General features: G+C 33.0%; 24 protein-coding genes, 1 tRNA gene and 1 pseudogene. 8 read left to right on the plus strand and 18 right to left on the minus strand.

Features of this window, described 5'->3' with window-relative positions; genetic code table 11:
* A pseudogene (locus tag Q0929_RS08935) lies at positions 1 to 167 on the minus strand (IS110 family transposase); the annotation flags it as partial.
* 303 nt (positions 168 to 470) lie between these two features.
* Positions 471 to 1673 carry a methionine adenosyltransferase gene (locus tag Q0929_RS02435; RefSeq protein ID WP_299238000.1) on the minus strand — a complete coding sequence of 401 codons (1203 nt, stop codon included), beginning with the start codon at positions 1671 to 1673 and terminating at the stop codon, positions 471 to 473.
* Between the two features lie 116 nt (positions 1674 to 1789).
* On the opposite strand from Q0929_RS02435, the gene rpsT reads away from it, so the two are divergent.
* The 5 genes from rpsT to Q0929_RS02460 all read left to right on the plus strand — a co-directional run bounded on the left by rpsT (position 1790) and on the right by Q0929_RS02460 (position 6283).
* The gene (gene rpsT / locus Q0929_RS02440) at positions 1790 to 2113 is read left to right on the plus strand and encodes a 30S ribosomal protein S20 (protein WP_299238001.1); all 324 of its coding nucleotides are present in this window, start codon (positions 1790 to 1792) and stop codon (positions 2111 to 2113) included.
* Positions 2114 to 2151: 38 nt separating this feature from the next.
* Positions 2152 to 2225 (plus strand) — tRNA-Met (locus Q0929_RS02445).
* A gap of 8 nt (positions 2226 to 2233) precedes the next feature.
* Positions 2234 to 3580, plus strand: a complete 1347-nt coding sequence (gene tilS / locus Q0929_RS02450) for a tRNA lysidine(34) synthetase TilS (protein WP_299238002.1) — start codon at positions 2234 to 2236, stop codon at positions 3578 to 3580.
* Between the two features lie 2 nt (positions 3581 to 3582).
* On the plus strand, positions 3583 to 5481 hold the full coding sequence (ftsH, locus tag Q0929_RS02455) for an ATP-dependent zinc metalloprotease FtsH (protein WP_299238003.1): 1899 nt from the start codon (positions 3583 to 3585) through the stop codon (positions 5479 to 5481).
* 4 nt (positions 5482 to 5485) lie between these two features.
* Positions 5486 to 6283, plus strand: a complete 798-nt coding sequence (locus tag Q0929_RS02460; RefSeq protein WP_299238004.1) for a TatD family hydrolase — start codon at positions 5486 to 5488, stop codon at positions 6281 to 6283.
* 223 nt (positions 6284 to 6506) lie between these two features.
* On the opposite strand, the gene Q0929_RS02465 is transcribed toward Q0929_RS02460, so the two are convergent.
* Both Q0929_RS02465 and Q0929_RS02470 read right to left on the minus strand, forming a co-directional pair.
* Entirely contained in the window at positions 6507 to 6986 is a 480-nt protein-coding gene (locus Q0929_RS02465) for a flavin reductase family protein (protein ID WP_299238005.1), read from the minus strand.
* Between the two features lie 239 nt (positions 6987 to 7225).
* Positions 7226 to 8593 (minus strand): deoxyribodipyrimidine photo-lyase, encoded by a 1368-nt coding sequence (locus tag Q0929_RS02470; RefSeq protein WP_299238006.1) that lies wholly within the window; start codon positions 8591 to 8593, stop codon positions 7226 to 7228.
* Positions 8594 to 9059: 466 nt separating this feature from the next.
* Here Q0929_RS02470 and Q0929_RS02475 point away from each other — a divergent pair, with 466 nt between their 5' ends.
* Positions 9060 to 9491 (plus strand): group 1 truncated hemoglobin, encoded by a 432-nt coding sequence (locus Q0929_RS02475; RefSeq protein WP_299227552.1) that lies wholly within the window; start codon positions 9060 to 9062, stop codon positions 9489 to 9491.
* Entirely contained in the window at positions 9492 to 10004 is a 513-nt protein-coding gene (locus tag Q0929_RS02480) for a flavin reductase family protein (protein WP_299227554.1), read from the plus strand.
* Here Q0929_RS02480 and Q0929_RS02485 read toward each other — a convergent pair.
* The 14 genes from Q0929_RS02485 to ruvB all read right to left on the minus strand — a co-directional run bounded on the left by Q0929_RS02485 (position 9979) and on the right by ruvB (position 23934).
* On the minus strand, positions 9979 to 10971 hold the full coding sequence (locus Q0929_RS02485) for a histidine kinase (RefSeq protein WP_299227556.1): 993 nt from the start codon (positions 10969 to 10971) through the stop codon (positions 9979 to 9981). The two genes, Q0929_RS02480 and Q0929_RS02485, sit on opposite strands and share 26 nt — an antisense overlap.
* The gene (locus Q0929_RS02490) at positions 10955 to 12421 is read right to left on the minus strand and encodes an NAD(P)-binding protein (protein WP_299238007.1); all 1467 of its coding nucleotides are present in this window, start codon (positions 12419 to 12421) and stop codon (positions 10955 to 10957) included. Before Q0929_RS02490 ends, Q0929_RS02485 begins: the two co-directional genes overlap by 17 nt.
* A 9-nt stretch (positions 12422 to 12430) precedes the next feature.
* Entirely contained in the window at positions 12431 to 12739 is a 309-nt protein-coding gene (locus tag Q0929_RS02495; RefSeq protein WP_299238008.1) for a hypothetical protein, read from the minus strand.
* 164 nt (positions 12740 to 12903) lie between these two features.
* Complete coding sequence (locus Q0929_RS02500) at positions 12904 to 13107, minus strand: hypothetical protein (RefSeq protein WP_299238009.1); 204 nt, start codon at positions 13105 to 13107, stop codon at positions 12904 to 12906.
* Positions 13104 to 14468: a c-type cytochrome gene (locus tag Q0929_RS02505; RefSeq protein ID WP_299238010.1), complete on the minus strand. Its 1365-nt coding sequence runs from the start codon at positions 14466 to 14468 to the stop codon at positions 13104 to 13106. Before Q0929_RS02505 ends, Q0929_RS02500 begins: the two co-directional genes overlap by 4 nt.
* A 17-nt stretch (positions 14469 to 14485) precedes the next feature.
* The gene (locus Q0929_RS02510) at positions 14486 to 15853 is read right to left on the minus strand and encodes a c-type cytochrome (RefSeq protein ID WP_299238011.1); all 1368 of its coding nucleotides are present in this window, start codon (positions 15851 to 15853) and stop codon (positions 14486 to 14488) included.
* A 506-nt stretch (positions 15854 to 16359) separates the two neighbouring features.
* On the minus strand, positions 16360 to 17295 hold the full coding sequence (locus tag Q0929_RS02515) for a DUF1722 domain-containing protein (RefSeq protein WP_299238012.1): 936 nt from the start codon (positions 17293 to 17295) through the stop codon (positions 16360 to 16362).
* A 10-nt stretch (positions 17296 to 17305) separates the two neighbouring features.
* Positions 17306 to 18043, minus strand: a complete 738-nt coding sequence (locus Q0929_RS02520) for a LytTR family DNA-binding domain-containing protein (protein WP_299238013.1) — start codon at positions 18041 to 18043, stop codon at positions 17306 to 17308.
* A 13-nt stretch (positions 18044 to 18056) separates the two neighbouring features.
* A complete protein-coding gene (locus Q0929_RS02525) occupies positions 18057 to 18482 on the minus strand; it encodes a hypothetical protein (RefSeq protein ID WP_299238014.1) in 426 nt (141 codons plus the stop codon).
* A 727-nt stretch (positions 18483 to 19209) separates the two neighbouring features.
* Positions 19210 to 20499 (minus strand): UDP-N-acetylglucosamine 1-carboxyvinyltransferase, encoded by a 1290-nt coding sequence (gene murA / locus Q0929_RS02530; RefSeq protein ID WP_299238015.1) that lies wholly within the window; start codon positions 20497 to 20499, stop codon positions 19210 to 19212.
* Between the two features lie 295 nt (positions 20500 to 20794).
* A complete protein-coding gene (gene prmC / locus Q0929_RS02535; RefSeq protein WP_299238016.1) occupies positions 20795 to 21667 on the minus strand; it encodes a peptide chain release factor N(5)-glutamine methyltransferase in 873 nt (290 codons plus the stop codon).
* Entirely contained in the window at positions 21664 to 22284 is a 621-nt protein-coding gene (locus tag Q0929_RS02540) for a trimeric intracellular cation channel family protein (protein WP_012458902.1), read from the minus strand. The genes prmC and Q0929_RS02540 overlap by 4 nt, the downstream gene beginning before the upstream one ends.
* Positions 22254 to 22973, minus strand: a complete 720-nt coding sequence (gene sfsA, locus Q0929_RS02545; RefSeq protein ID WP_299238017.1) for a DNA/RNA nuclease SfsA — start codon at positions 22971 to 22973, stop codon at positions 22254 to 22256. The genes Q0929_RS02540 and sfsA overlap by 31 nt, the downstream gene beginning before the upstream one ends.
* Positions 22960 to 23934 carry a Holliday junction branch migration DNA helicase RuvB gene (gene ruvB, locus Q0929_RS02550; protein WP_299238018.1) on the minus strand — a complete coding sequence of 325 codons (975 nt, stop codon included), beginning with the start codon at positions 23932 to 23934 and terminating at the stop codon, positions 22960 to 22962. Before ruvB ends, sfsA begins: the two co-directional genes overlap by 14 nt.
* A 30-nt stretch (positions 23935 to 23964) precedes the next feature.
* Between ruvB and Q0929_RS02555 the strand changes: the two genes are divergently transcribed.
* Positions 23965 to 24360, plus strand: a complete 396-nt coding sequence (locus tag Q0929_RS02555) for an EVE domain-containing protein (protein ID WP_012458905.1) — start codon at positions 23965 to 23967, stop codon at positions 24358 to 24360.
* The last annotated feature ends 251 nt before the right edge of the window (positions 24361 to 24611 follow it).

Here is a 24611-nt window from a genome sequence, read left to right on the forward strand (position 1 = left end):
ACTGCTACCTGATAGTCATTTTCATACAGATAATCAGCAAGCTTTAAATGGTAAACTCCTGTATGCTCCATTATGATAAGCATATCTGACTTTTTAAACTTTTTAAGATAAGGCTTAATTTTCTTTTCAAACTCTACTGGGTCAGATTTAACTTCAAAAGTTTCTTTAAAGCCTAATGTTCTTACTGCAGGTTTTAGGAAGTTTTAGGAAGGACAGTCTAAAACATCCTAAAGCGGTCTTAAAAGACTAATGACAGAAACTTGATCTGTCCTTCCTTTTTCTCCCATGTCTGTAATTATTAGTAAAACTTATTCTCTTAAAGTTTAAAAATTTTTGGTATATTTAATATAAGATGACGGAAAAGTAAGCTTACGAGAATTTTGGAACACTCTTACTTAAATCAATATAAAATACAAAACCCATCGCCATGTTTTAACACAATAGCGAAGGGCATCTTGAAATTTTTAAAATTAATACAATCTAAAGTGTCTGTTTAAGAATTTTTGCCATGTAGAAGGAAGCTTATCCAATTCTTCTTGTGCAATTTTCATTACTTTTTCTTTTATTTTATTTAAATCGCCATTTACTCTTAATTTAACATCACAAACCTGTGGTTCAGTGATTGGTTTACCGATTTGGCTAACTAAATAGCAGTAAGCCTCTTCAACTTCTTCAATCTCCGCAACGATTCTTTCTGCCATATCCATTGCTGCAGTATTGTATATCTTTCCTATATGAGATACCGGGTTTTTACCAGCAGCAGCTTCTAAGCTCATTGGTCTGTAAGGAGTGATTAAGCCATTAACTCTATTACCTCTTCCAACCTGACCGTCATCACCAGCTTCTGCAGATGTTCCGGTAACAGTTATATAAACAGACTCATTATCTATATCATCCGCTGTATTTATAAATATATCAACATGTTTGGTTGTTAATCTTTGAGCTATTGAGTAAGCATAATTAGTAACAATTTCTTTTTTCTCAACATAATCTTTTATATCATTAACATACTTGTCAACAAAAGCCATAGCTATTGTTATTCTGATGTTATCATGGTTTCTAACACCCATAATTTTAATATCTTCACCAACATATGGATGTTCTTTTTTAAACTCTTTACTGTTTAAAGCTCTCTCAAGTTCATAAACGATCGTTTCTACATCAGAAAACGGAGCAAATCCAACACCAAAAGATGTGTCGTTGGCAAGAGGAATTTCGCCCTTTAATTGAAATCTTTCAAAGAGTTCAACTAAATCCTTACTACCGGGTTTTAATTTTGGATGAATAATAACATGATTAGCTATATCTAAGTTAGGAATGTTTTCTTTTAACCATTTGTGAGCTGTCTCTATAGCCAACTCTTTTATCGGTAATTTTTTATTTCCTTTTTCATCAATCGCTCTTCCGGTTAAATAAATTTCTATTGGCTCAATAATTTTTCCGCCTTTAAATTGTGGGTCTGCAATTCCACCGATCAGTAAGGCTTTATCAACGTTGTGATGCATAATTGCTCCAAATTCTTCTCTGTATAGGTTAGATAATGCTATTGACAATTCTTCTGCTAATGCATCACAAATCGTGTCAGGATGACCTGTTCCCTTTCTTTCTACAATTTCTACAGGTTGCTGGCTTACTTTTTCAAACTCTAAAATTCCAACGTTAATATTTGCCAATCTTTTACCTCCTGAAAAATTTTAAGAATATTAAATTACCATATTTTAAACATGCTTGCAAATTTTAATTAAACAGGTTAAAATATTTATCTACATTCTTTAAGACGGAGGATTAAATGGCTAAAACTACATTATCACCAAAAAAACAGAAGCATAAAAGAAGAGTAAAGAAAAATATTAGAGTTGCCGAAAGAAGAAGGCTCGAAAATAGATATCATATTTCAAGAATGAAAACTGCATTCAAAAAACTTTATTCAGTTCTTGAAAAAGAAGGTCCAGAGGCAGCATCTAAATACTTACCATTATGCCAAAAGCTTGCATACAGGGCTGCAGCTAAAGGGGCTATTCATAAAAATGAAGCTGCAAGAAGAGTTTCAAGAGCAGCTAAAAGAATAAAAGCGGCTTTAGAAAAATTGCAACAACAGCAACAAGTTGCATAATTTTTAATTTTGAAATAAAATATTATTTTGAAGAAAGTGGCGGTATAGCTCAGTTGGTTAGAGCACACGGCTCATATCCGTGGGGTCCGGGGTTCGAATCCCTGTACCGCCATTATAATCATGCTTGAAAGCAAATTCCTAAAAGCTGTTAGAAAATTTAATCTTATTGAAAATCAAGATAAAATCCTTATAGCATTCTCAGGTGGCCCTGATTCTTTAGTTTTAACCAACCTACTACTAAAATTCCAAAAAACCTTGAGTATATCAGAAATTCAGCTTGCACATCTAAATCATGCTCTAAGAAAAGAGTCAGACCAAGACCAAGAATTTTGCGAAAATTTTGCCAGTAACCTTGGTTTAAAGATTCATGTTAAGAAAGTCGATGTTAAAAAAGTTGCCAAAGAGCAAAAAATTTCTGTAGAAGAAGCAGGAAGGTTAGAGAGATATAAATTTTTCAATGAAATTCTTCAAAAAGAAAATCTAAATAAAATAGCAACAGGGCATCATCTTTCAGATTTAACAGAGTCTATAGTTCTTTGGTTTATCCAAGGAAATAAACGAGGACTAAAGGGTTTTCGTCCAAAAGAAAACAATATAATAAGACCATTATATCTAATCACAAAAGAAGAGATTGAAGAATACTGCCAAAAAAACGGATTAGTCTATTTAATAGACCAGTCAAACTTTTCAAGAAATTATTTAAGAAATCAAGTTCGCTTAGATGTTATACCAATTTTGAAAAAAATCAATCCAGATTTAGAAAATTCAATGTTAAATTTATCTCAGTTTTCATATTTTGATGAATCCTACTTAGACAAGCTAACGGAGGAGTATTATTCCAATCTTGATAATAAAAATTTATTAGACTTATCTTTTATTAAGATGCTTCCAAATGCTTTAAAATACAGACTTTTAATTAAATGGATATATGAAAACACCAATACTTACCCATCTTACAAGCAAATCTTAAATCTAATGGAAATTTTAGACAAACAAGGACAAAAAGAGATAAAAATTTCAAAAGATATTAAAATTGTAAAAACATACGATAAACTCGAAATTTTAACATCTGAAAATATGGAAAATTTACAAATAGAGTATAAATTAAAAGTTGGTCAGAAAATTTTCTTAAAAGAGTTTTGTATGGAATTAGAAAGCTATATAATCGATGCTAAAGACTTTAAAAAAGATAAAAATACAGAATGTTTTGATTTGCCGGAAGATAGTATTTTAGAAATTAGAACAAGAAAAGAAGGAGATAGATTTTTACCTTTTGGTAGAAAGACGGAAAAGAAGTTAAAAGATGTTTTTATTGATTTAAAAATTCCAAAACATATGAGAGATAGCATACCCCTTTTGGTGTATAATAATAAAATACTATGGATAATTGGATACAAAAGGTCTGGATATTATCCGGTTTCAGAAAATTCAACGAAAGTTATTTGTTTTAGATATAAGGAGGTATAGAATTGCAGCTAACAAGAAGTTTATTGATATGGTTTTTAATCGGTGCTATGATGATTTTGGCTTTCAATATGTTTGGTTCAAAGCAGCTTGCTGATAACAAGGTTCCCTTCACTGAATTTGTCAATATGGTAAATGAAAAAAATATTAAAGAAGCCACAATAAGAGGAGAAGAGCTTATAGCTGTTACGGAAGATGGGAAAAAGGTTGAAACTATAGTTCCATCCGGCTATTCAAGACTATATGATATTTTATCTGAAAATGGTGTGCAGCTAAAAGTATTACCAAGTGAAAGCAGTAATTGGTTTTTAACTTTATTAGTTTCTTGGTTGCCAATACTGCTTTTTATTGGTCTTTGGATTTTTATGATGAGACAGATGTCCGGTGGTCCAAATAGAGCATTTTCTTTTGCAAAAAGTAAAGGAAAGCTGTACTTAGAAGAAAAGCCTAACGTAAAATTAGATGATGTTGCCGGAATGGATGAAGTGAAAGAGGAAGTAAAAGAGCTAATAGAATATCTTAAAGACCCATCAAGATATCAAAAACTTGGTGGTAGAGCACCAAAAGGAATATTACTCTATGGAGACCCGGGTGTCGGTAAAACTTTATTAGCTAAAGCTATAGCCGGGGAAGCTAACGTTCCTTTCATTTCTATATCAGGTTCAGATTTTGTCGAGATGTTTGTCGGTGTTGGAGCTGCAAGAGTTAGGGATTTGTTTGAAACCGCAAAAAAACATGCTCCCTGTTTAATATTTATAGATGAGATTGACGCAGTAGGTAGAGCCAGAACAGGTGTTGGTTTTGGTGGTGGTCATGATGAAAGAGAGCAAACATTAAACCAATTACTTGTTGAATTAGATGGATTTGATACTAATGAAGGAATAATAGTGATTGCAGCGACAAACAGACCAGATATTCTTGACCCAGCATTACTTAGACCGGGAAGGTTTGACAGACAGATTTCTGTTCCAAAACCAGACGTAAAAGGAAGATACGAGATACTAAAAGTTCACGTAAATAAAAAGAATGTACCGCTTGATGAAGATGTAGATTTGATGACAATAGCAAAAGGAACACCAGGATTTTCGGGTGCAGACCTTGCAAACCTTATAAATGAAGCAGCACTTCTTGCAGCAAGAAGAAATAAAGAAAAAGTAGGCATGCAAGAATTAGAAGATGCATTAGATAGAATCATGATGGGATTAGAAAGAAAAGGAATGGCGATAACGGAAAAAGAAAAAGAAAAAATTGCGTACCATGAAGTTGGTCATGCAATAGTTGGAGTAATGTTAGAGGAAGCTGACCCATTGCATAAAGTTTCTATAATTCCAAGAGGTGCTGCTCTTGGTGTAACTGTTAACCTTCCTGAAGAAGATAAGCATCTTTATTCTAAAAAAGAGCTGATGGCCAGAATCTTACAGCTTTTCGGGGGAAGAGCGGCAGAAGAAGTATTTTATGGAAAAGATGGAATTACAACAGGAGCTGAAAATGACCTAATGAGAGCAACAGAATTGGCTTATAGAATTGTTGCAGCTTGGGGAATGAGCGATGAAATAGGACCTATACACATCTCTACAAACAGAAGTGGCGGATTTTTCTTTGGAAACCAAGGACCAGAAATTAGTGAAGAAACTGCAAGAAAGATAGATGAGGAGGTTAACAAAATATTAAGAGAATCTTATCAAAAAGCTAAAAACATAATAGAAAGCTATAAAGATGCAGTTGTAGCAGTAGTTCAGCTTTTACTTGATAAGGAAACGATAACTTGCGAAGAAATGTTTGCGATTTTAAAAGAATATGGCGTTCCAGTATTAAATAGATGTAGAAAGTTTGAAAGCGTAGTCACAATAACAGATTCTTCAAGTCCAGAAACTCCTCCCGCAGAACTTCCGGCACCAGCATAATTAGATGATAGACACCCACTGTCACTTAGATATGCTTTCTTCAGAAGAGGATGTATTAGAGAGCGTGGACAGGTTAGACTACCTGCTCACCATTGGCTGTGATAAACAGGAAATTTATAAAGCTATAGAATTTACAAAAAAATTTAACAATGTTTACGCATCAATAGGGTACCATCCTTATGACATAGGTGATATATCCGAAAAAGATATAGAAAATTTAGCAAAACTATATAAAAACAACAGTAAAGTTGTAGCCATTGGAGAATGTGGATTAGATTTCTATAGAGATAAAACTCCAAAAAATTTACAAGAAAAGTTTTTTAGATTACAAATAGAGCTTGCAAAAGAGTTAAAACTTCCGATAGTCATTCATAGCAGAGAGGCGGATGCTGACACTGAAAGAATACTTTCTGAATATGCACCATTTGAAAATGGTGGGATAATGCATTGTTTTGGCGGTAGCTTAAGATTAATGGAAGCAACTTTAGAAATGGGCTTTTACATCTCTTTTGCAGGAAATATAACCTACCCAAAAGCTGATAATTCAAGAGAAATAGCTAAAAAGGTTCCTTTAGATAGATTGTTATTAGAAACAGACAGCCCCTTTTTAGCTCCTCAAAAAGTAAGAGGAAAGCCAAATAAACCATCAAACATATTTTACACTTTAGAGTTTGTAGCGAATCTTCTTGGAATTTCACCTAATGAGTTAGAAAAAATTACCGATGAAAACGCAAAAAGATTATTAAAATTTGATAACAAACTTTTGTCAGCAGTAATTAATAGTGTTTCAAAATTTTCGTAAGCTTACCTTTCCGTGTCATCCTGAGGTCGTAAGGCCGAAGGATCTCTTCTTTTAAAAAACGATAAGAAGGAAATTCTTCGCCGGCTTGACAGCGCGGATTTTTGAAACACTCTCAATTAAATTTTTCACTTCTTATATATAAACTCCTCTGGAAAAGGGTTCAAATAAACTTGCAATGACTGTAACGATACCTTATATATATAACTCTTATCTTGAGTTATCATTAAAACTCTATCACTTCATCAGATTGATACGTATATCTTCTGTAATCATATGCTAACGGTATTTTAAATTCTCCATCTTTTGATTCAAAGTTAACGACCTGTCCAATAAAAAGCGTATGCTCAGAAAAGCTTATTTTATCTTTTTTTACACACTCTAATGAAAGGATAGATTCTTCTATTAGATAACTTCGTATAAGCTTTGCAGGTTTTTTCGTTAGTTTTGTTCCGTAGAATTTGTCTGTATGTTCGCCTGTTGTTCTTCCTGTATAGTTTATTGCTCCAACATGGGATATATCTACGAAGTTTAAACCAAAATCAAAGCTTCTGTTTAATAGATAATGAGTAAATCTTTCAGTGTGAACAGAGATTCCTATGAGTAAAGGGTCTTCTTCTAAAACAATAAAGTTGTAGCAGGGCATTATATTTTCCATAACGGTGATCAAAGCTACAGGTTTTGGTATTTTTTCTAAAATGTTCATGTATTACCTCTTAAAAGTTTCTTAATAGTTAAACATAATATGACTTCATTTTATACACCATTTTTTTAAGATTAAACATTATTTTAAAAGTGTTACAAAATTCTCGTAAAATTATCTCTCTGTGTCATCTGAGGACTTTAGTCCGAAGGATCTCCTGTTTTAAAGATTGAGGAAAAAGGAGATTCTTCGCTTCGCTCAGAATGACAACGTTGATTTTTGGAACATCCTCACATTATTTTTCATAAACTCCTTACTTTTTCTACGTATTTTTTAATATCAAACTTTGCTTCTAAACCCGATGCGCTCATATATCTAACTTTTCCAAAGATTTTTCTTTCTTTCCATGGTCTGTCATGGGTTCCAAAGCACCAGGATATGCCGGCATAACCGTTTGGGTCTCTTCCGTCAAGCTCGTATTTATCATTTAGATAGCATGCAATATCAAAGGCATGTTTTGGGTCATGCGTCCATTCTATAATTTTTTTACACCAATACATCCTCATGTAGTTATGCATCTTTCCGGTTTTTAAAAGTTCAAGCTGTGCAGCATTCCAGTATTCATCATGGGTTTTTGCATTTTCAAACTCTTCTAATGTGTAAACATAATCTCTTTTGTCGTTTTTGTGATCTTCTAATGTTTTTTTAGCCCAGTCCGGAATGCCTTCATAATGGTTATAGTTTGGATTATAGTAGCAAAAGTTCCTTGCAAGCTCTCTCCAAACTATCAGTTCGTTGAAAAAGCTATCAACGTTTTCATCTTTTTTATACTCTGACAAGATTTCAAGGACAACTTCTACCGGCGAGATTTGTCCAAAATGAAGATAAGGACTTAGGTTTGACTGATAGTCAAGCTCCGGATGAGACCTGTACTCTTTATATTTATGAAGCTTCTTTTCAATAAATTCTTTTAAATGCTTCTTTGCTTGGCTATAACCACCTATAAAAGGTGATAAACTAACGCTTTTGTCTATGTTGAGAATATCTAAAATCTCTAAGGAACTATTTAAAGTTAGCTCCTTTATTCCAAAGTCAAGATTGACGGATTTAATCTTTGACTCCCTTGGCTCTAAATTAAGAAGATATAAATCTAATAAATCATAAATCTTTTTTCTTATATTGAAAGCATAAACTTCTTGCTTTTGAGATGCAATCTCTACAGGAACACAAACATCAGACTCTACTTCGTAAAATGGTATATCTAATTGTTTTGCTATATCACTATAAAGCTTTCTATAATACTTTAAATAGGCTTTATCTGTAATTAAGGCAATGGCATTCTTTGATATCTCTATGACTCTTTGCTTGATATCATCTGATTTTTCTATGATAAATTTCATACCTCTTTCTTCTATGGACTTTTTGGCTTCTAAAATTCCATCTAACATAAATTTGTAGTACCTTGCATTTGAGTATTTATATTTGTCTGTAATTGGAAAATAGACTAATAATGGTTTTTTGTAGTCATTTGATAGGTTGATTGCGTATTCAAGACCGTGGTTAAAGTTTGCTCTATGGCTGTGAGACATCCAGTAAATTATGTATTTGCCTGATTGATTAAACTGTCTGTCGTTTAAAGCTTTTACTCTTCCTTTGAATTCTAATTCCATCGATTATCTCCTTTTGTATAGGTTTATTGTTCTTTATTTGTTTTTTATCCTTAAATTAAAGCTTTAAGGGTTGATTGCCTCTCTATTTTACTGAGACTACTTGCAAAAACCAACATCGTCATTCTGCAGCAGTGCCAAAAATCTCATGTTTTTCTTTTCAAATCAAGAAAAATCAAAAAAAAGAGATCCTTCTGGCTTAAGTCATCAGGATGACAAAAATTAAAGGAGCAGGGGCAATTCATGAATTGCCCTTACATATTCTACGTTAACTGTAACCTTATTCGTCATTCTTAAGTCGGCGAAGAATCTTATACTTTTACCCGAACGTTTATTTTTATTTTACTTTTAATTTTAATTTTTTACAGATAACTTGTAAAATTTTAAATCTAATATGACAAAAATCAGCTTTATTATGAAGAGCATTTCTTGGAAAATATTTAGCGTAATAAATCTTGGGAGGTGCGTTATGAAAAAGTTTTTAGCAGCAGTTGGAACAGCAGCATTTTTAACAGTTGGCTTGGCTAATGCTGAGCAAACTCTGTACGAAAAGCTTGGCGGTAAAAAGGCAATCGATGCAGTGGTTGAAGACCTTACAAACAGAATGATGCATGACAAACAGCTCAAAAGATTCTGTGGCAACGTGTCAAAAGATAAGGTCAAAACAAACAGAGAGCTTGTAGCTGCGTTTATTTGTAAAGCAACAGGTGGTCCTTGCGAGTACAAGGGTAAGGATATGAAAGAAGCACATCAAAATCTTGGAATTACAGAAAAAGATTGGGACAGGTTTGTAGAACTTGCAAAGCAAAGTCTAAACAAGTTTAAAGTACCTGCTGACGTTCAAAAAGAGTTTTTAGGTGCTGTTGCCGGATTAAAAGACCAAGTGGTAAGCAAAAAGTAAATGTTTAAAATAATAGAAGATGGCTACACCCTTGGATACGTTCCACGACCGCTCGTTATAGTGGTCGTGGAAGAAAATCCTTTTACCGTTGGTTGGCATACACCTGTAAATAAAAACCCTTTTCTATACTCTATATCCATAGACAAAACAAATTACAGCTATAAGCTTTTGAAAGATAATTTTACGATAAACTTTCTAACATCTGAATACTTTGAAGAAATTCTGATTGCGGGGTCATATCACGGAGACCAGGTTGATAAACTGAGACTACTTAAAAACATCCATCTAACAAATAGTGAAAAAGTGTCTTCCAAAAGTATTTTAGAGTCTTTCATGGTCTATGAGTGTGAAGTTTACCAAAAATTAGAGTTTCAAGACCATTGTCTTGTGATTGGCGGGGTTTTAGTAATAAAGTACAAACAAGGAAAGGTAAAACCAAAAAACAAACTTGCTTTAACAATGGGAAAAAATTACTACTGCTTTAACACTAAGGGATTTTATAAAAAAATCTGAAAGTAGAAAACTTTCCATCATAAAAGTATTCTAACTCTCCATTGAAAAATATCTTTAGCCTTTCCCTTAGATTTTTAAGACCTGTTCCCTCTGTTATTTCCTCAAAACCTTTTCCGCTATCTTTAACTTCCACATAAAGATACCCGTTTTTTATGTATGAAGATATGATTACTTTTCCGCTGTTTTTTAGTCCGTGTTTTATAGCATTTTCTACAAGAAGCTGTATTGACATTTTTGGAACGGGTAAAGATAAGGTGTTTTTGTTTATGTAAAATTCAAACTCTATGGCAGGAAATCTTAGTTTTTCAATAAAGATAAAGTTTTTTACTATTTTAAGCTCATCTTGTAAGGTTATAATGCTGTTTTCGTCTATGATCATTCTTAAAAATTGTGATAGTTTTAACATTCCTTTCTCTGCAAGCTTTTGGTCTATATAAACCAGCTCTGAAAGTGTGTTTAGAGCGTTGAATAAAAAATGTGGGTTTATCTGATACTCTAAGGCTTTTAACTTTAACTCTATGTTCAGCCTGTTTAACTCTTCTTCTATCTTTTTAGAGTTGACAATCATGTAAAGAAGATAACCTATTAACATTGTTAAAAGTCCTGTCATAATACTAAGATAAAACAGAAATTTGTTAGAAAATTCTAAGTCTATAAGTTTTAGGGCTTTTATAAACTCAAAAGCTGTTAGACTTCCAATAAAGCCGGCAAAGAAAGACATTAAAAGACTTATAAAAGTATAGTATTTATCGCTTAGTAATGGCAGTATCTTTTTGTTGCTAAAATTAATCATTGCAAAAGAGAATACAAATATAAAAAATCCAAAGATAGAGCCGGAAATCATTCCTTTAATGATAGGAATATTTAGAATTAAAGATATAAAACCGCCCAAGATAGAGCCAAAAATCAATCCAAAGATAAAAACTATAGTCCAGTCTTTTTTGTTTATCTCAATGTAGTATTTCATCTATATCCTCTATTTGAAGGAGTAAGTTAAGCACACCAATTATAACACCCGGCCAGCCCTGACCGGGAAAAACAGAGTCTCCAACTAAATAAACTCCTTTTATGGGCGTGAAGTTGAAAGGATACTTAAAGGGAATGTAGTCTTTTATAAGCGGTATTCCGCCAACTGTTCCGTTGTATCTTCCTGTGTATCGCTGAAAAGTCTTTGGGCTTCCTACCATGACGTTTTTTATCTTACAATCTTTAAATTTTGGCACGTATTCAAAAAGCCTGTTTAAAATAAAATCTTTTGCTTTCTCTTTTTTCTCAATATACTCTTGTTTGCTTAAATCTTGCCAAAATGATATTTTACAGTGGGTTGATATGATGACAGATTTTTCTCCGTCTTTTGTAAGGACTTCATCTTCTTTGTCTGAGATTGAGACAAAAAACGAGTTGCTGCCGGTATAAGGGTTTATGTCTTTATGGATTATTTGGTAGTGATACTCATCAACTATGTTATTTTTATCTTCCAAATTAAAGTATATCGTCAAGCTTGACCAGATTTTTGAATACTTTTTTCTGTTTTTGATGCAAGCATCTTTAAAATCTTCAAGTAAATCACAGTAATCCCATATAGTTTTGTTTAAAATCACATTCTTAGCCTCAAAGACTTCTTTATCTGTTATCACTTGGAAAAAATCTTTTACTTTTTTTATTTTTATCACTTTGTGTTTCAAAAAAACATTTTTGTAATCACCGGCTAAGCAGTCAAAAACCTTTCCCATTCCACCATAAACATAGTAGTTGTCAAGGTTTGGATAAGTCAAACCCATAGACCCAACGGATATAGGAACGTCTCTGCTATATCCTTGAGATGTCATCAGAATTTGATTGTCTAAAAAGTCTTTAAAGTCCTCGTCAAAATCTCCAAGATTGTCTTTAAAAAAATCGTAAGAAGTCTTAAATTGATAGGACAAGGTTTTTAGTAAGTATCTGTAATTCTCGGCAAACTTTTTAAAAAGCAGTTTTGGATTTTTATAATTTATGGGTATCACATTGTAAATATTCTGCCAGTTAGCATCAGAGATAGAGTAAACCTTTTGCCAAACAGACCTTAGGTTTTTGAAATTAAAATTATTCTCAAGCTCTAAGACTGCCTTTTCTCTGTCTGAATATCTTTTTATAGCTTTATCTCCAACGAATACAACCATCGGAACTTCAAGCTTTTTTACCTTTGGTTTTGGAAGGTTTAAGAATTTAAAAACTTTCCCAAGGGGCATATGGTCTTGTAGTCCAACCAATGTAGAAGCTCCAACGTTGTACAGATATTCCTTTCTTTTGAATGTTCCGCTACAACCTCCTAAGTATGACTCTTTTTCAAGCAGTGCCACCTTTTTACCTATCTTTTTTAAGATCGCATAAGAAACCGTCCCGCCAATTCCACCACCAACTACTACATAATCAAACATACACTCTCCTTAGTTTAAAGATAGCATTTCATCAAAGTAATCATTCAGGCTTGATGCTATGATTTCCAAATCTTGTGGCTTTTTGATGATTTCAATCTTAAACAAATCAGAAGGAATGCAGATTTTAGAAGTGCTTTTACCTTTAACCTCTATCTTTTCTTCAAAATCTTTGTAGTAATAAGTAATTATCACTTCATAGCTTTGTTTAGACCTAAAGGTTATAACAGTCTCAAAGCATCCTTGCCCTTCAAAATAGACGAAATTATCAGTTGGTTTTATTTTTATGATGGACAGGTAGTCTAATTTTATACACTTCATAGTCTACACCTCTAAGGTTTGATTTAGAATAATGATATTGATTTTGACCAAAAGCTTGAAGGGCTGTTATTTAAGTATAACGGTTAGATTTTAGAGTTTAGAGGGTTAAAAAGAGGGACCCTTTAAAAGGGTCCTAAAGTCTGAGGTGTGGTGAGAAAACACAGCTACCAGCTGGTAGCTAAAAGCAAAACGTTGTATCCTACGTGAAATAACTCCCAAAATATGTATACAATCAATAGCCATTTAAAAAACTTTCTTTCTATCCCTTTTGCATCTTTATATATCAAATACAGAAATACAGCTATTAAAAACTGTAAAAATAAAGAAAAAGAGAGGGTCAAAAGACCCTCAAAGCTTAGATTTTTCATTTAAGCTCTGTTATCCATTTTGCGATCTTTTCTGCCTCATCTTTTGGTACGTTTGTCATAGGTGGCATTGGAGTATAACCAGGCCAGTTTGAAGGTTCAGGTTGATAGATTAGTTTTACTATTCTGTCCGGAGTATATCCTTTTTTAGCAACATCTTTAAAAGCAGGTCCAACTATTTTGGTATCAACTGCATGGCATGCTGTACAGCCATTTTTTGCAATCAATTTTTCTCCTTCTGATAGGTTAGCCGCCTCTGCAACAGAAATTCCAACCGGCTTAGTTTTTGCTTCTTTGTAATCTTTCTCTACTGCTGCTAAGTACTCCTGAGTTTGTTTTTGCATTTGTGCTATTGCCGGTTCAAGTAGTGATATTCTCATTCCGTGTCTTGTTATTCCCATTGATATAAGCGTTACTAACAACAATCCAGCAGCCAAATAAGCATGCTTTGGAGAGATATTATCGTTGAAAAACTCTTTAAGCAAGATAGCAATCGCACCAAGAATAGATATCACGGCTATAATTATAAATACTTCAAATCCTTTTGAATAGAAGTTTTCAATACCGTAGTTAGGAAATTGGAAGAATGTCAACGTTCCAACAAAAAGGTTTAAAACAGTTGGAACTAAAAACCATGCTTTTCCTTGTCTGATGAGGATGTTTGCCGCCTCTAAATCTTGACCTTTACTTTTTTTATAAACTCCGTACAAGAGCATAAACATGCCGTTTACTGCAAACGCTCCAAGGTAAAAGTGAGCCAATCTAAACAGTACATCAGGTCTTGAAACAACATCCCAAAAGTGAGTGTTTGGCGTCCAGGTTGATGGTGTTATGTAAAGTTGTACTGTAGACATAAACACAGGAGGCAGTGATAAAAACAGTATAGCAGCTATAGCACCTATGGTGATATGCAGTGCTTTATGGTTTTCAAGTTTATGCCAACTAAATTTATACAGATATGAAATTAAAAAGGCTACTACGTTTCCCCAAATTATATGGAGCCATTGAGGTGAGTTCATAACAGAAGCCGAATAAAAGAAAGCTGTGTACATAACGCTTACAATCAAAAGAGGAGCAACTCCCCATAACGCCCCCATATTTTCGCTAATGGTTACAGGTGTAGTTAGTAAGTATGCTACTTTGTCATAATTTTTGTCATTTTTTAAATGACCTATCCAGTTGTTAATCACAGATAAAACAGAAGAGCCAAGTAAAACGTTGATGAAAATTATGTGAACTAAGAATGAAACAACCAGAAGAATATGAAAAACAGGAACTATTATAGCATCCATTCCACCTGTTGGAAGGGGTAAAGGTATATCATGGGGAAGGTAAGGGAAAATTGGGTTATTTGGATTATTCATTTTTTCCACCTCCGATTTTATTTATTTACTGCTGTTTGGGTTTGCTTTTGTTCTACTAATGTAGCAAGGTATGCTGCTAATGCTTTTCTTTCTTCATCCGTTCCTACAAATGGTGGCATAAAAGGAGTTGCTGGAGAGTTTAAAGCTCCTATTCTGTGATAGATAGCATTCTCATCTAAGCCTTTAACTTTCTTGGTTATTGCATTTACTCCATTTACAGAGTGGCAAACTCTACATTCAAGCTTAAACAAATACTCACCTACTTTAACTTTGTTTTCTTCTGTAATAGTTCTGTACTGTTGGGGAACAAAAGATGCATACTTTAAAACACCAACGCTATTTAAATGTGCAACGTCAAATTTTCTAATTCCATGGGCGTACATGTATCCATAAATTATATAAGGTTTTCTTACAAATTCTCTAATTCTTTCAAACTCAGCCACTAAGAACACATAAGAAACCATCATTAAAGATGCTAAGGCAAACGGAACAGCTTTTGGTTTTAGGTAGAAAGCAAAAATTGCAACAAGGATTAAAGCAAACGCTCCAAGAAGTGCGATAATTAGCATTTCTTTATGACCGATGTATTTGGTTGTCAATCCTGCAACAAACATTAAGCTTTTTGCTTCTTGAGGAATTTGTGCATAATACCACAATCCAAAGATAATTGTAATTGGAATGGTTGCAAGCACAATTCTTCCAAACCATCTTTCAGCTTTTTCTCTTAATGTTAAATCATTTCTTGTAAACCACCAAGTCCAGTACATTGATATTGCAGCAGCAAAGCCAATAGCAAAAAATGTTCTAAACATTAAAGATGGTATCCAGCTTGGGTTAAAGAGTGATGCTATATAGTCTGGCTGAGCTGGAAAGTCTGATTTAAGCCAGTTTCCTGGTGTTAGCATAAATCCAAGTATCGCAGTGATGATAACCATCGTAAGCCAGCTTGCAACTGCGTAAACAATTCCAAACTTCAAGTTTTGAGTTCTTTTTTCCCATCCGTACGTTTTCCATGTTAAAAACCATGCAAGTAAGAAAATTAACTCAACGTTAAACACTATCCATTCTGTAAACCATTTCCAGAAGAAAACTCTAAGCAGTGAGCCAATAGCCGGTGGGTCTATGATGTTTGCGTGTATCCATATACCTATTCCTGTCAAAGCACCGATGGCGGTTGCAGCAATAAACAGAACAAACAAGATTTTGTAGGTTAGGTCATAGAGCTTCTGGTCGTTAGTTTTTATGGCATACCACTGGGTAAGAGCAAGAACGATACTTCCACCAACCGCAGCACCGTGAGAGATAAGAACGTGGAGGATGGCATCAATCGCAAAGATGAGCCTATGCCCTAAAACGGGCATCTCAAAAATCGGATAGTCAAACATGACTTACACCTCCTGTTAAAATTATATTAAAATTAACACTAAATTCACTTTAAACTAAAATATGATTTTTGTCAATATTCATAAAAAGATTGATTAATCAATGATTTATTGAATAATAATTTTGATAAGTAATTTTTAAATATTCATTTTTTAAAAGAGAAATAAAGTGAAATTTGAAAATACCAAAAAGAAATAAAAAGACTACAAGATGCAGAGGTAAGCAAGAAAAGAAATTTAAACAGAACGTAAAAATAGGAAAAGACAAATAAATCTTAGATTTTCTTTAAGGGTTTTTTAAGTTAACTCAAGTATAAGAGCGTTCCAAGGTTCTTGCAGGCTTACCTTTCCGTGTCATCCTGGAGGCTGTAAGCCGAAGGATCTACTCTTTTAAATAAGGTGAGAAAGTGAGAGGTGAAAGACGGAGATTCTTAAGCCGGCTGCAGAATGACTGTGTGGATTTTTGGAACGGTTTTGCTCTGAATGTGTTAAATTAGCTTTTTCACTTCCTACATCAACTCCTCTGGAAAAGGGTTCAAATAGACTTGTGATTGTAGATAGTTGTCGTTAAACCTGTATATGAAGCTTTTAATGTATTCAAGGAGACCTTCAAGATGAAGTCTGTTATTTGTGAATTTATCTATCATTCTAAGTAGATGCTTTTTTTCTGACTGGGAAATTTTATCTGAGAAATGTCCGTATATGTGCTGGATGACGTTTAAATGTTTGTTTAAATTTGACCTTTTAGATAAAGCACTATAGAATAAATTAACATACTGATTCATTGTCTCATCTAATCCATACTTTTTCCAGTTTGCAAGTATATTTCCCATCTTTTTTAAAGCGTTTGGGTCATAAAGCATAAGCAAATATTTATGTTCTTGGTGAAATTTTAGCAAATCGTTGATATCTTTATAATTATCCTTCAGATATCTTAATCTTGCATAAGAAAAAATCTTTGTTAAAAAGTCTCTTCTTATCCAGTAGTCGTTCAACCTTCCCTCATCTTCCACCGGTAAGTAGGAGTAATGATCCATAGCCTTTTGTGCAAATAAACCGCTGCTTTTTCCGTTTATCAAACCTTTTAAGTTTTCTTGATAAAGTTTAGCATCTTTTACTCCACAGCTTGGAGATTTTGCTTTTAGTAAAAATCCGTCAACTTCTCCAACAGATTTTAAAAAATTTTCTGAGTAGTTTATAATCTCTTCTGTGTAATCTTTCATGCTGTTTGGCTCTATCATTCTTATCTGATTGTCTTTTTTGTAAAGCAAGACAGAAGGTCTTGGAACAGACATTCCTATGTCTACCTCTGGACAAACTGTTATGTATTCAACATAATCAAGAAGTTTTTTGCTAAACTCATCGTTTACAATACCGCCGTTGTATCTAACCGGCTCTATGTTTAAACATCTACTTAAAACGATTCTTGGCTTGTAGTAGTTCATGATTTTTCCTTTAAATGTTCAGATAATCCCTTAAATATTTTGCACCATCTCTGCTTGTTTTTAAAGTGTCTGGTATATCTTGGAATGTGATTAAAAATTTACTTTGTTCTACTGACTTCATCTCTTTAATTTTTGTAAGATTTACTAAGTAGCTTTTATGAACTCTAAAAAAACCTTTGTATTTTAAGATATCTTCAAACTCATACAGCTTTCTGTTAGAAATGTACTCTTTATCCTTTGTTCTTATGACTGTCTCAGAAAGTTCGGCCTTTATGTAATAAATATCATCCGGCTTTAATAGAACTATCTTGCTAAGATGCTTTACTGGTATGAGTATTTCTGTGTTAGTAGTAATGGTTGCTATCTTTGCAAGGTTAAAGCTTTTGTTTTCTATATTTTTTATTTTCTCTAATGCTTTTTCTACGTCTTCTTTTGTAAATGGCTTTAATAGATAATCTATTGCATTTGCCTTAAAGGCATCAAGTGCAAAGTCTCCATATGCCGTTGCAAAGATTATGTAAGGCGGATTATCCATACTCTCAATGACTTCTTTTGCAATCTCTAAGCCTGTGCCGTCTGGAAGCTTAATATCTAAAAATAACACATCAATCTCTTTATCTTTCATCTCCGATAGAGCTTTTTCCTTACTGTCAGCAACTCCAACAATATTGATGTTTCCAATCTCTTTTAAAAGTCTAATCAATCTTTCTCTTGCGATTGGTTCATCTTCTACGATAAAAACATTCATGATCAAACCTCCTTTAATCTGGCTTAAAAACAGCCATGTAAATAATAATTAGTCCGAAAAGTATCAAAAATGGTGAAATTATCAATACAAATCTATCATACCTTTTATAATCTTCTATGTTTTTCGCCTTTACAACAAAATAAAGATTTAAAGCTTCCATGGGAGCAAAAAACAGCAAAGCTGTCAAAATCTTAACTCTTAACCAAGTTATTGAAAAATCTTCATAGAACAAAAAGTATAAGCTCAATCCAAGGGATATTACTGCCGAAAACAAAAATACTTCTAAGTATACTAAATATTTGTAAAATTTTCTTTCTTTTTCTTGATTTTCATCTTTTAAAACAAAGGTTTTATAAATCAAATACAACGACATAGAGCTTGAAGAGCTAATCCAACCTATCACAGCAAGTATATGCAGATATTTCAAAAAAAGATACATAAAAAACCTCCCTAATGTTAGGGAGGAAAAATTTTAGCATCACTGACCAAAGATTGCGCTACCAAACTTATGTCCAAGATAAAACACAAGACTAATTCCAATCACATGAACTACCCACCAACCGATTCTTAAAAACCTCATAGATTCTGGCAACATGACTTACACCTCCTTAAGATAAATTTACATTATAAGAGTAAAGTAGTGGCTAAGGCTTTTAAATGGAGATTGTGTCGTTTTATGTGATTGATTTTTCAGTTTGTAGATTAAGCAGGAATAAAATCGTTGTGGGAGGCTGTTCCAAAAATCAAAATTGTCATTCTGAGCGAAGCGAAGAATCTCATAATTTTCTTTTCAAATCAAAAAATCAAAAACGAGATCTTTCGACATTACGGCCTCGGGATGACAAGGAAAGGTAAACTTAAGGGAATTTTGGAACACTCTTAATCGTTGTGGTGATTTTTAAGATAATCTTTATATAAGATGATATTTCGTGTGAGAAACTCAATAAAAATAAGATTCTTTGCCGGCTGCAGAATGACGAATAGGGTTGTCCCTAGTCAAGTATATGATTATCAAGTTTTCTTCGTCATCTTGAAGCTGTAAGCCAAAGGATCTTATTGTTTATATTACATAAAAACCATTAATTTCTCACTCCAAGGTATGCAAAAAATATAACATTGTTTAAAATTATCTTAAAAAGCTAACAAAAACTAATTTCTTTACCTTGCTACTCCACAATTTCCCTTCTTATCTTAGCGCCGATATTGATTAATTTATCATCTATATGTTCATAACCTCTGTCTAAATGATAGATGCTAAATATTTTTGTTTCTCCTTCTGCTACCAAGCCAGCGATTACCATTGCAGCACTTGCTCGTAAATCTGTTGCTTTTACTTCTGCTCCTGTAAATTTCTTAACAGGTCTAATAATAGCAGTTTTTCCTTTTATTTCAATATCTGCTCCAAGTCTGTTTAACTCTGGAACATGCATAAATCTATTTTCAAAAATATTTTCTGTAATCTCGGATATTCCATCAGCAAAACAAAGTAGAGTCATAAACTGAGCTTGAAGGTCTGTTGGAAAAAGCGGATATTCTTTTGTCTCTATATTTACAGGTCTTAATTTTTCTTCTCTTTTAATTAAAACTTCGTAATCTGAAAGCTTTACAATGTGTATGCCGATTTTATTTGAAATTTCTTCCACATACTCCAAATATTGACTTGGATAGTTTTTGATTATTATTTTTCCATCTGTCAGTGCAGCTAATACTAAAAAAGTTCCGGCTTCAATTCTATCTTGAATTACTTTATGATAAGCTCCGTGAAGTTCTTTTACGCCGTTTATAACAATTCTATTGGTTCCTTCTCCTTTAATATCTGCTCCCATTTTTTTAAGCATAACGGCAAGGTCTACAACCTCCGGCTCTAATGCTGCGTTTTCTATAATTGTCTGACCTTCTGCTAAAGATGCAGCCATTAAAATATTTTCTGTTCCTGTAACCGTGATTTTGTCAAAGAAGATATGAGCTCCCTTTAAGCCTTTTGGTGCATAGGCTTTTATATATCCATGCTCTATTTTTATCTGGGCTCCCATTTTTTCTAAGGCTTTTAGATGTAAATCAACCGGTCTTGCTCCGATAGAACATCCACCGGGCAGAGCAACTTCTGCATAGCCAAACCTTGCAAGCATTGGACCCAGTACAAGGATAGATGCTCTCATCTTATTTACTAAATCGTATGGGGCGGTGTAAGATTTTGGATTAGCAAGTTTAAAACTGTATGTTTTATCTTTTATGTGATTTATTTCTGTTCCTAATTCTTGTAAAAGCTTTTTCATTGTATCTATATCTAAAAGGTCTGGAAGGTTTTCTATTATTACTTCATCAGATGTTAGGATGGTTGCAGCCATATTAGGAAGTGCGGCATTTTTAGCCCCAGAAACTTCTAATACACCCTCTAATCTATTTCCACCTTCTATAATTAATACTTCCTTCAACTTAACATCTTCCTTCAACATTATTCTTCTCCTTTATTTTAACAGGTTTTTTGCTTTATATCTAATTTTTAATCAAGAATACTTTAAAATTTTAATTAAGTCTAAAATTATTAATTAATCTTTGTTCGTCTTTCTGTAGCCGTGCAAAGAATCTCCACCTTTGTGCTTCTATAATGTCATTCTGCAGCCGGCGAATAATCTCCAATTCTCGCCTCTCACTTATTCACTTTCTTTAAAAGAGGTGTTTCTTCGGACTAAAGTCCTCAGGATGACGTGATGAAGATAAACTTACAAAAATTTTAAAACATTCTCATTTTCAATCTCCTATTTTTTTAAATCTCTCGCCAATAACAACTCTATCAATTCCAGCCAAATCTTTATGGATTTCTACATTTTTATATCCTTTATCTTCTAAAATTTGCTTTACCTTTTCAGCTTGACCTATTCCAACTTCAAAAGCAAAAAAACCATCTTCTTTTAGAAAATCTTTTAAAGAATTCACTATCTTTTCGTAAAATTCTGTTCCTTCTTTACCAGAAATTAAAGCTTCTTTTGGCTCTTTTTTTACTTCTTCTTGAAGTTTTTGATAATCTTCTTCTTTTATGTATGGTGGATTAGAAACTACAAAATCAAGCTTTGGAAGGTTTAAAGAATTCATTTTTTCATTCACAATATCAAACTTAAAAAGTTTTAACCTGTCTAAAACTTTATGAATTTTAGCGTTTTTTTCTGTAATCTCTAAGGCTTTTTCTAAGATATCAATTCCTATGATTTTCAAGTTTTTTATATTTTTTAATAAACTAACAGAAATGCAGCCACTACCTACGCCAACTTCTAAGCCGATTAACTCCCTCTTAACATTTTGCAACTTTTCAATAACTTTCTCTACCAAAATCTCCGTCTCCGGTCTTGGGATTAAGACGCCTTCTTCTATGTAAAAATCAAGTCCAAAGAATTCTTTGCTTTTTGTAAGGTATGCCATAGGATAGCCTGAAGCTCTTTTTTCAGATAAAACTATTAATTTTTTTGCATCTTCTTCCGATATCTCTAAATCCGGATATGAAATAATGTAATGTTTTGGAAGATTGAGAATTTTAGAAATCAGTATTAAAGCTTCATTCGCCGGATTTTCTATTTTTGATTCTTTAAAGATTTCTGTTATTTTACTAAATAGATCTTTTAACTTCATTGAAATTTTGGAAGCTTCCAATCATAGAGAATTGCTACGATTCTAAACATCAGAACAAGTAAACTACAAACAATAGATGCTACTGTTAAATCTGATGTTAAAACCATAGATATGTAAAATCCAATTGATCCTATTATGCTACAACTTGCGTAAAAATCATCTCTCAGTACAGATGGAACTTTTCCAAGAAGTAAATCACTAATTACACCACCACCTACACCTGTAAGTGTCGCAAGAATGATAATTCCGAAAAAAGACACATCAGCATTGTATGCAATGATTGCTCCCGTTGTAGTAAAAGCTGACAGACCAATTGCATCAGGAATTAAAATGTAGTATTTGTTTGAAATATCACCTTTAACAACTTTATACATCACCACAGCAACCCAAACACCAAAGAGTGCAACGCTCATATCTGTGATGGATTTTAAAGCATTTGGAATTGTATTTATAAGTAAATCTCTCGTAATTCCACCACCAAGTGCAGTCATAACACCTAAAACAGTAATTCCAAGCAGGTCTAAACCTTCTTTTATTGCCTTTAAAGAACCGGTTACAGCAAAAGCTACAAGCCCTATAATGTTCATTATGAAGAAAATTTCTTTTGCAAACTCCATATCTCCTCACTCAGGTTTAAACTACCATTTAACATAATGTTAAATTCCTCATCAAACCTTACTTTGTAACCTAAAAATTTTACTCCAACTTCTAACGCTTTTAAGAAGTATTTACTTAACTCTTTATCTGTTTCATAATTTGGCAGAAATTCTTCACAATCTCTAAATGCAATTATCATAATACCTGCTTCATAACCTTTATTTTTTAATTCTATCAGATGTTTTATATGTTTTGCTCCTCTTGATGTTGGTGCATCAGGAAATAGACAGAGTTTTCCTTTTTTAAGATTACAGCCTTTGACTTCTATATAAAAATTGTCATCAATGACAAAATCTATTCTACTGTCTTGATACAAAACCTCTTTTTTTATCTTTTCAGGTTTAAAGCCAAGATATCCTTTTTCTATAATTTTTTCTGCTATTTTGGAATGGAAAGAAGTATTTATTAGAATGTAGCCCTCTTCCATCTTCACAGATATTAACTTGTAATCTGTTTTATTTTCTGCTTTATTTTTTATGACTAAAATCTCTCTTCCTTTTGTGAGAATTTCTTTTAGCCTTCCCGTGTCTGCAATATGACATTTTGTAATACTTCCATCAATTTCAATCAGTCCAACAAATCTGTTTAATCTCTCTATAAACTTGGCTTTTTTTAAAGATGGAAACTCTGATTTATCAAGAATTTTCATAATTTTCTAAATACTCAACTGCCGTAGGTAATGCAACTCTTCCTTTTGCCGTTCTTTTTATAAATCCAAGCTTAAGAAGATAGGGTTCAATTACTTCTTCTATCGTTCTTTTGTCTTCTGATATTGCAAAAGATATTGTGTTTAGGCCAACAGGACCACCGTTAAACTGATAAACCAAAGATTTTAGATATTTTAAAGACAGTCCATCTATTCCGTCTTTACCGATAGATAAAAATCTCAATGCATCAAAGGCTGTATCTCTATCTATAACATCTTTTTTGTGAATGACTGCATAATCATAAACTCTTTTTAAAAGTTTGTTTGCAATCCTTGGAGTTCCTTTTGAGTGTTTGGCAATCTCTAAAGCTCCCTCTTCTGTAATGTCTATGTTTAAAATTTTTGCAGACCTTAAAATGATCTCTTTTAAAGATTTCTCATCATAAAAATCAAGGTTTAAAATTATTCCGAAACGAGAGATTAAAGGCGTTGATAACATGCCTATTCTTGTAGTAGCTCCAATCAGTGTAAATTTATTAATGTCTAATCTTATGGCTTTGGCAGACCTTGCCTTCCTGTTAGACCCACCACCAACTATAACATCCACTTTAAAATCTTCCATTGCAGAGTATAAAATTTCTTCCAATGTTGGAGTTAGTCTGTGAATTTCATCAATAAATAAAATATCTCCTTCTTTTAAGGAAGTAAGCAGTCCTATAAGGTCTCCTTTTTTCTCTAAAACAGGTGCAGATGTTATTTTTATATTTGTCCCAAGTTCATTGGCTATAATTGTCGCAAGGGTTGTTTTACCAAGCCCTGGTGGTCCTGAAAGTATAGTATGGTCAAGAGTTTTTCCTTGAATTTTACATGCTTCTATAAAAACTTTAAGCTGTTTCTTAACTTCTTCCTGTCCTATAAAATCATCAAGCTTGAGTGGTCTGATTGAATGTTTTTCTGATATCATAACAGTATTATTTTACCATGAGGTTTTTTAATGGCAAGGTATTATTTAGCCAAGACAGAACCTGAAGAGTATTCATATGATATGCTGGAAAAAGAAGGTAAAACTGTTTGGAATGGAGTGAAAAATCCGTTAGCTCAAAAGTTTATAAAACAGATGAAAAAAGGTGATTTGGTTTTTATCTATCATACAGGAAAAGAAAAAGCTATCGTTGGAATTGGTAAAGTAGTGTCTGAGCCTTATCAAGATGAGAATGGTTTGTATGTTGTAGATATTCAGCCATACAAGAGATTGAATAAGAAATTAACTTTGTCAGAGATTAAAAAAATGAAAGAGTTTCAAGATTTTTATCTTGTTAAAATGCCCCGTTTATCTGTAATGGAAGTTCCGGACGATTTGGCTAATTTGATTTTAAAGTTAACAGAGTGAGAGGTGATGAAGATTTTTAATATGCTTGTAAAGATGTCTTAGGTGGTAATCTTGTCTGTCATTCTGCAGGTGGTGATAAATCTTGACCTCAAAGATATCATTCTGAACGAAGCGAAGAATCTCTTCCTTTCTTTTCAAGTCAAAAAATCAAAAAGAGATCCTTCGGACTTTGTCCTCAAGATGACACGGAAAGGCAAGCTTACAAGAATCCTGAAACGCTCCTCAATTTCTGCTTGACATATAGAAAATTT

Origin of the sequence: Sulfurihydrogenibium sp. (assembly GCF_028276765.1) — a bacterium.
GTDB lineage: Bacteria > Aquificota > Aquificia > Aquificales > Hydrogenothermaceae > Sulfurihydrogenibium.

Bases quoted from the DNA above. Each gene is read 5' to 3' on its own strand.
- rpsT (WP_299238001.1), top strand. From the start codon at position 1,790: ATGGCTAAAACTACATTATCACCAAAAAAACAGAAGCATAAAAGAAGA.
- tilS (WP_299238002.1), top strand. From the start codon at position 2,234: ATGCTTGAAAGCAAATTCCTAAAAGCTGTTAGAAAATTTAATCTTATT.
- Q0929_RS02460 (WP_299238004.1), top strand. From the start codon at position 5,486: ATGATAGACACCCACTGTCACTTAGATATGCTTTCTTCAGAAGAGGAT.
- Q0929_RS02465 (WP_299238005.1), bottom strand. From the start codon at position 6,986: ATGAACATTTTAGAAAAAATACCAAAACCTGTAGCTTTGATCACCGTT.
- Q0929_RS02470 (WP_299238006.1), bottom strand. From the start codon at position 8,593: ATGGAATTAGAATTCAAAGGAAGAGTAAAAGCTTTAAACGACAGACAG.
- Q0929_RS02475 (WP_299227552.1), top strand. From the start codon at position 9,060: ATGAAAAAGTTTTTAGCAGCAGTTGGAACAGCAGCATTTTTAACAGTT.
- Q0929_RS02480 (WP_299227554.1), top strand. From the start codon at position 9,492: ATGTTTAAAATAATAGAAGATGGCTACACCCTTGGATACGTTCCACGA.
- Q0929_RS02485 (WP_299227556.1), bottom strand. From the start codon at position 10,971: ATGAAATACTACATTGAGATAAACAAAAAAGACTGGACTATAGTTTTT.
- Q0929_RS02490 (WP_299238007.1), bottom strand. From the start codon at position 12,421: ATGTTTGATTATGTAGTAGTTGGTGGTGGAATTGGCGGGACGGTTTCT.
- Q0929_RS02495 (WP_299238008.1), bottom strand. From the start codon at position 12,739: ATGAAGTGTATAAAATTAGACTACCTGTCCATCATAAAAATAAAACCA.
- Q0929_RS02500 (WP_299238009.1), bottom strand. From the start codon at position 13,107: ATGAAAAATCTAAGCTTTGAGGGTCTTTTGACCCTCTCTTTTTCTTTA.
- Q0929_RS02505 (WP_299238010.1), bottom strand. From the start codon at position 14,468: ATGAATAATCCAAATAACCCAATTTTCCCTTACCTTCCCCATGATATA.
- Q0929_RS02510 (WP_299238011.1), bottom strand. From the start codon at position 15,853: ATGTTTGACTATCCGATTTTTGAGATGCCCGTTTTAGGGCATAGGCTC.
- Q0929_RS02515 (WP_299238012.1), bottom strand. From the start codon at position 17,295: ATGAACTACTACAAGCCAAGAATCGTTTTAAGTAGATGTTTAAACATA.
- Q0929_RS02520 (WP_299238013.1), bottom strand. From the start codon at position 18,043: ATGAATGTTTTTATCGTAGAAGATGAACCAATCGCAAGAGAAAGATTG.
- Q0929_RS02525 (WP_299238014.1), bottom strand. From the start codon at position 18,482: ATGTATCTTTTTTTGAAATATCTGCATATACTTGCTGTGATAGGTTGG.
- murA (WP_299238015.1), bottom strand. From the start codon at position 20,499: ATGTTGAAGGAAGATGTTAAGTTGAAGGAAGTATTAATTATAGAAGGT.
- prmC (WP_299238016.1), bottom strand. From the start codon at position 21,667: ATGAAGTTAAAAGATCTATTTAGTAAAATAACAGAAATCTTTAAAGAA.
- Q0929_RS02540 (WP_012458902.1), bottom strand. From the start codon at position 22,284: ATGGAGTTTGCAAAAGAAATTTTCTTCATAATGAACATTATAGGGCTT.
- sfsA (WP_299238017.1), bottom strand. From the start codon at position 22,973: ATGAAAATTCTTGATAAATCAGAGTTTCCATCTTTAAAAAAAGCCAAG.
- ruvB (WP_299238018.1), bottom strand. From the start codon at position 23,934: ATGATATCAGAAAAACATTCAATCAGACCACTCAAGCTTGATGATTTT.
- Q0929_RS02555 (WP_012458905.1), top strand. From the start codon at position 23,965: ATGGCAAGGTATTATTTAGCCAAGACAGAACCTGAAGAGTATTCATAT.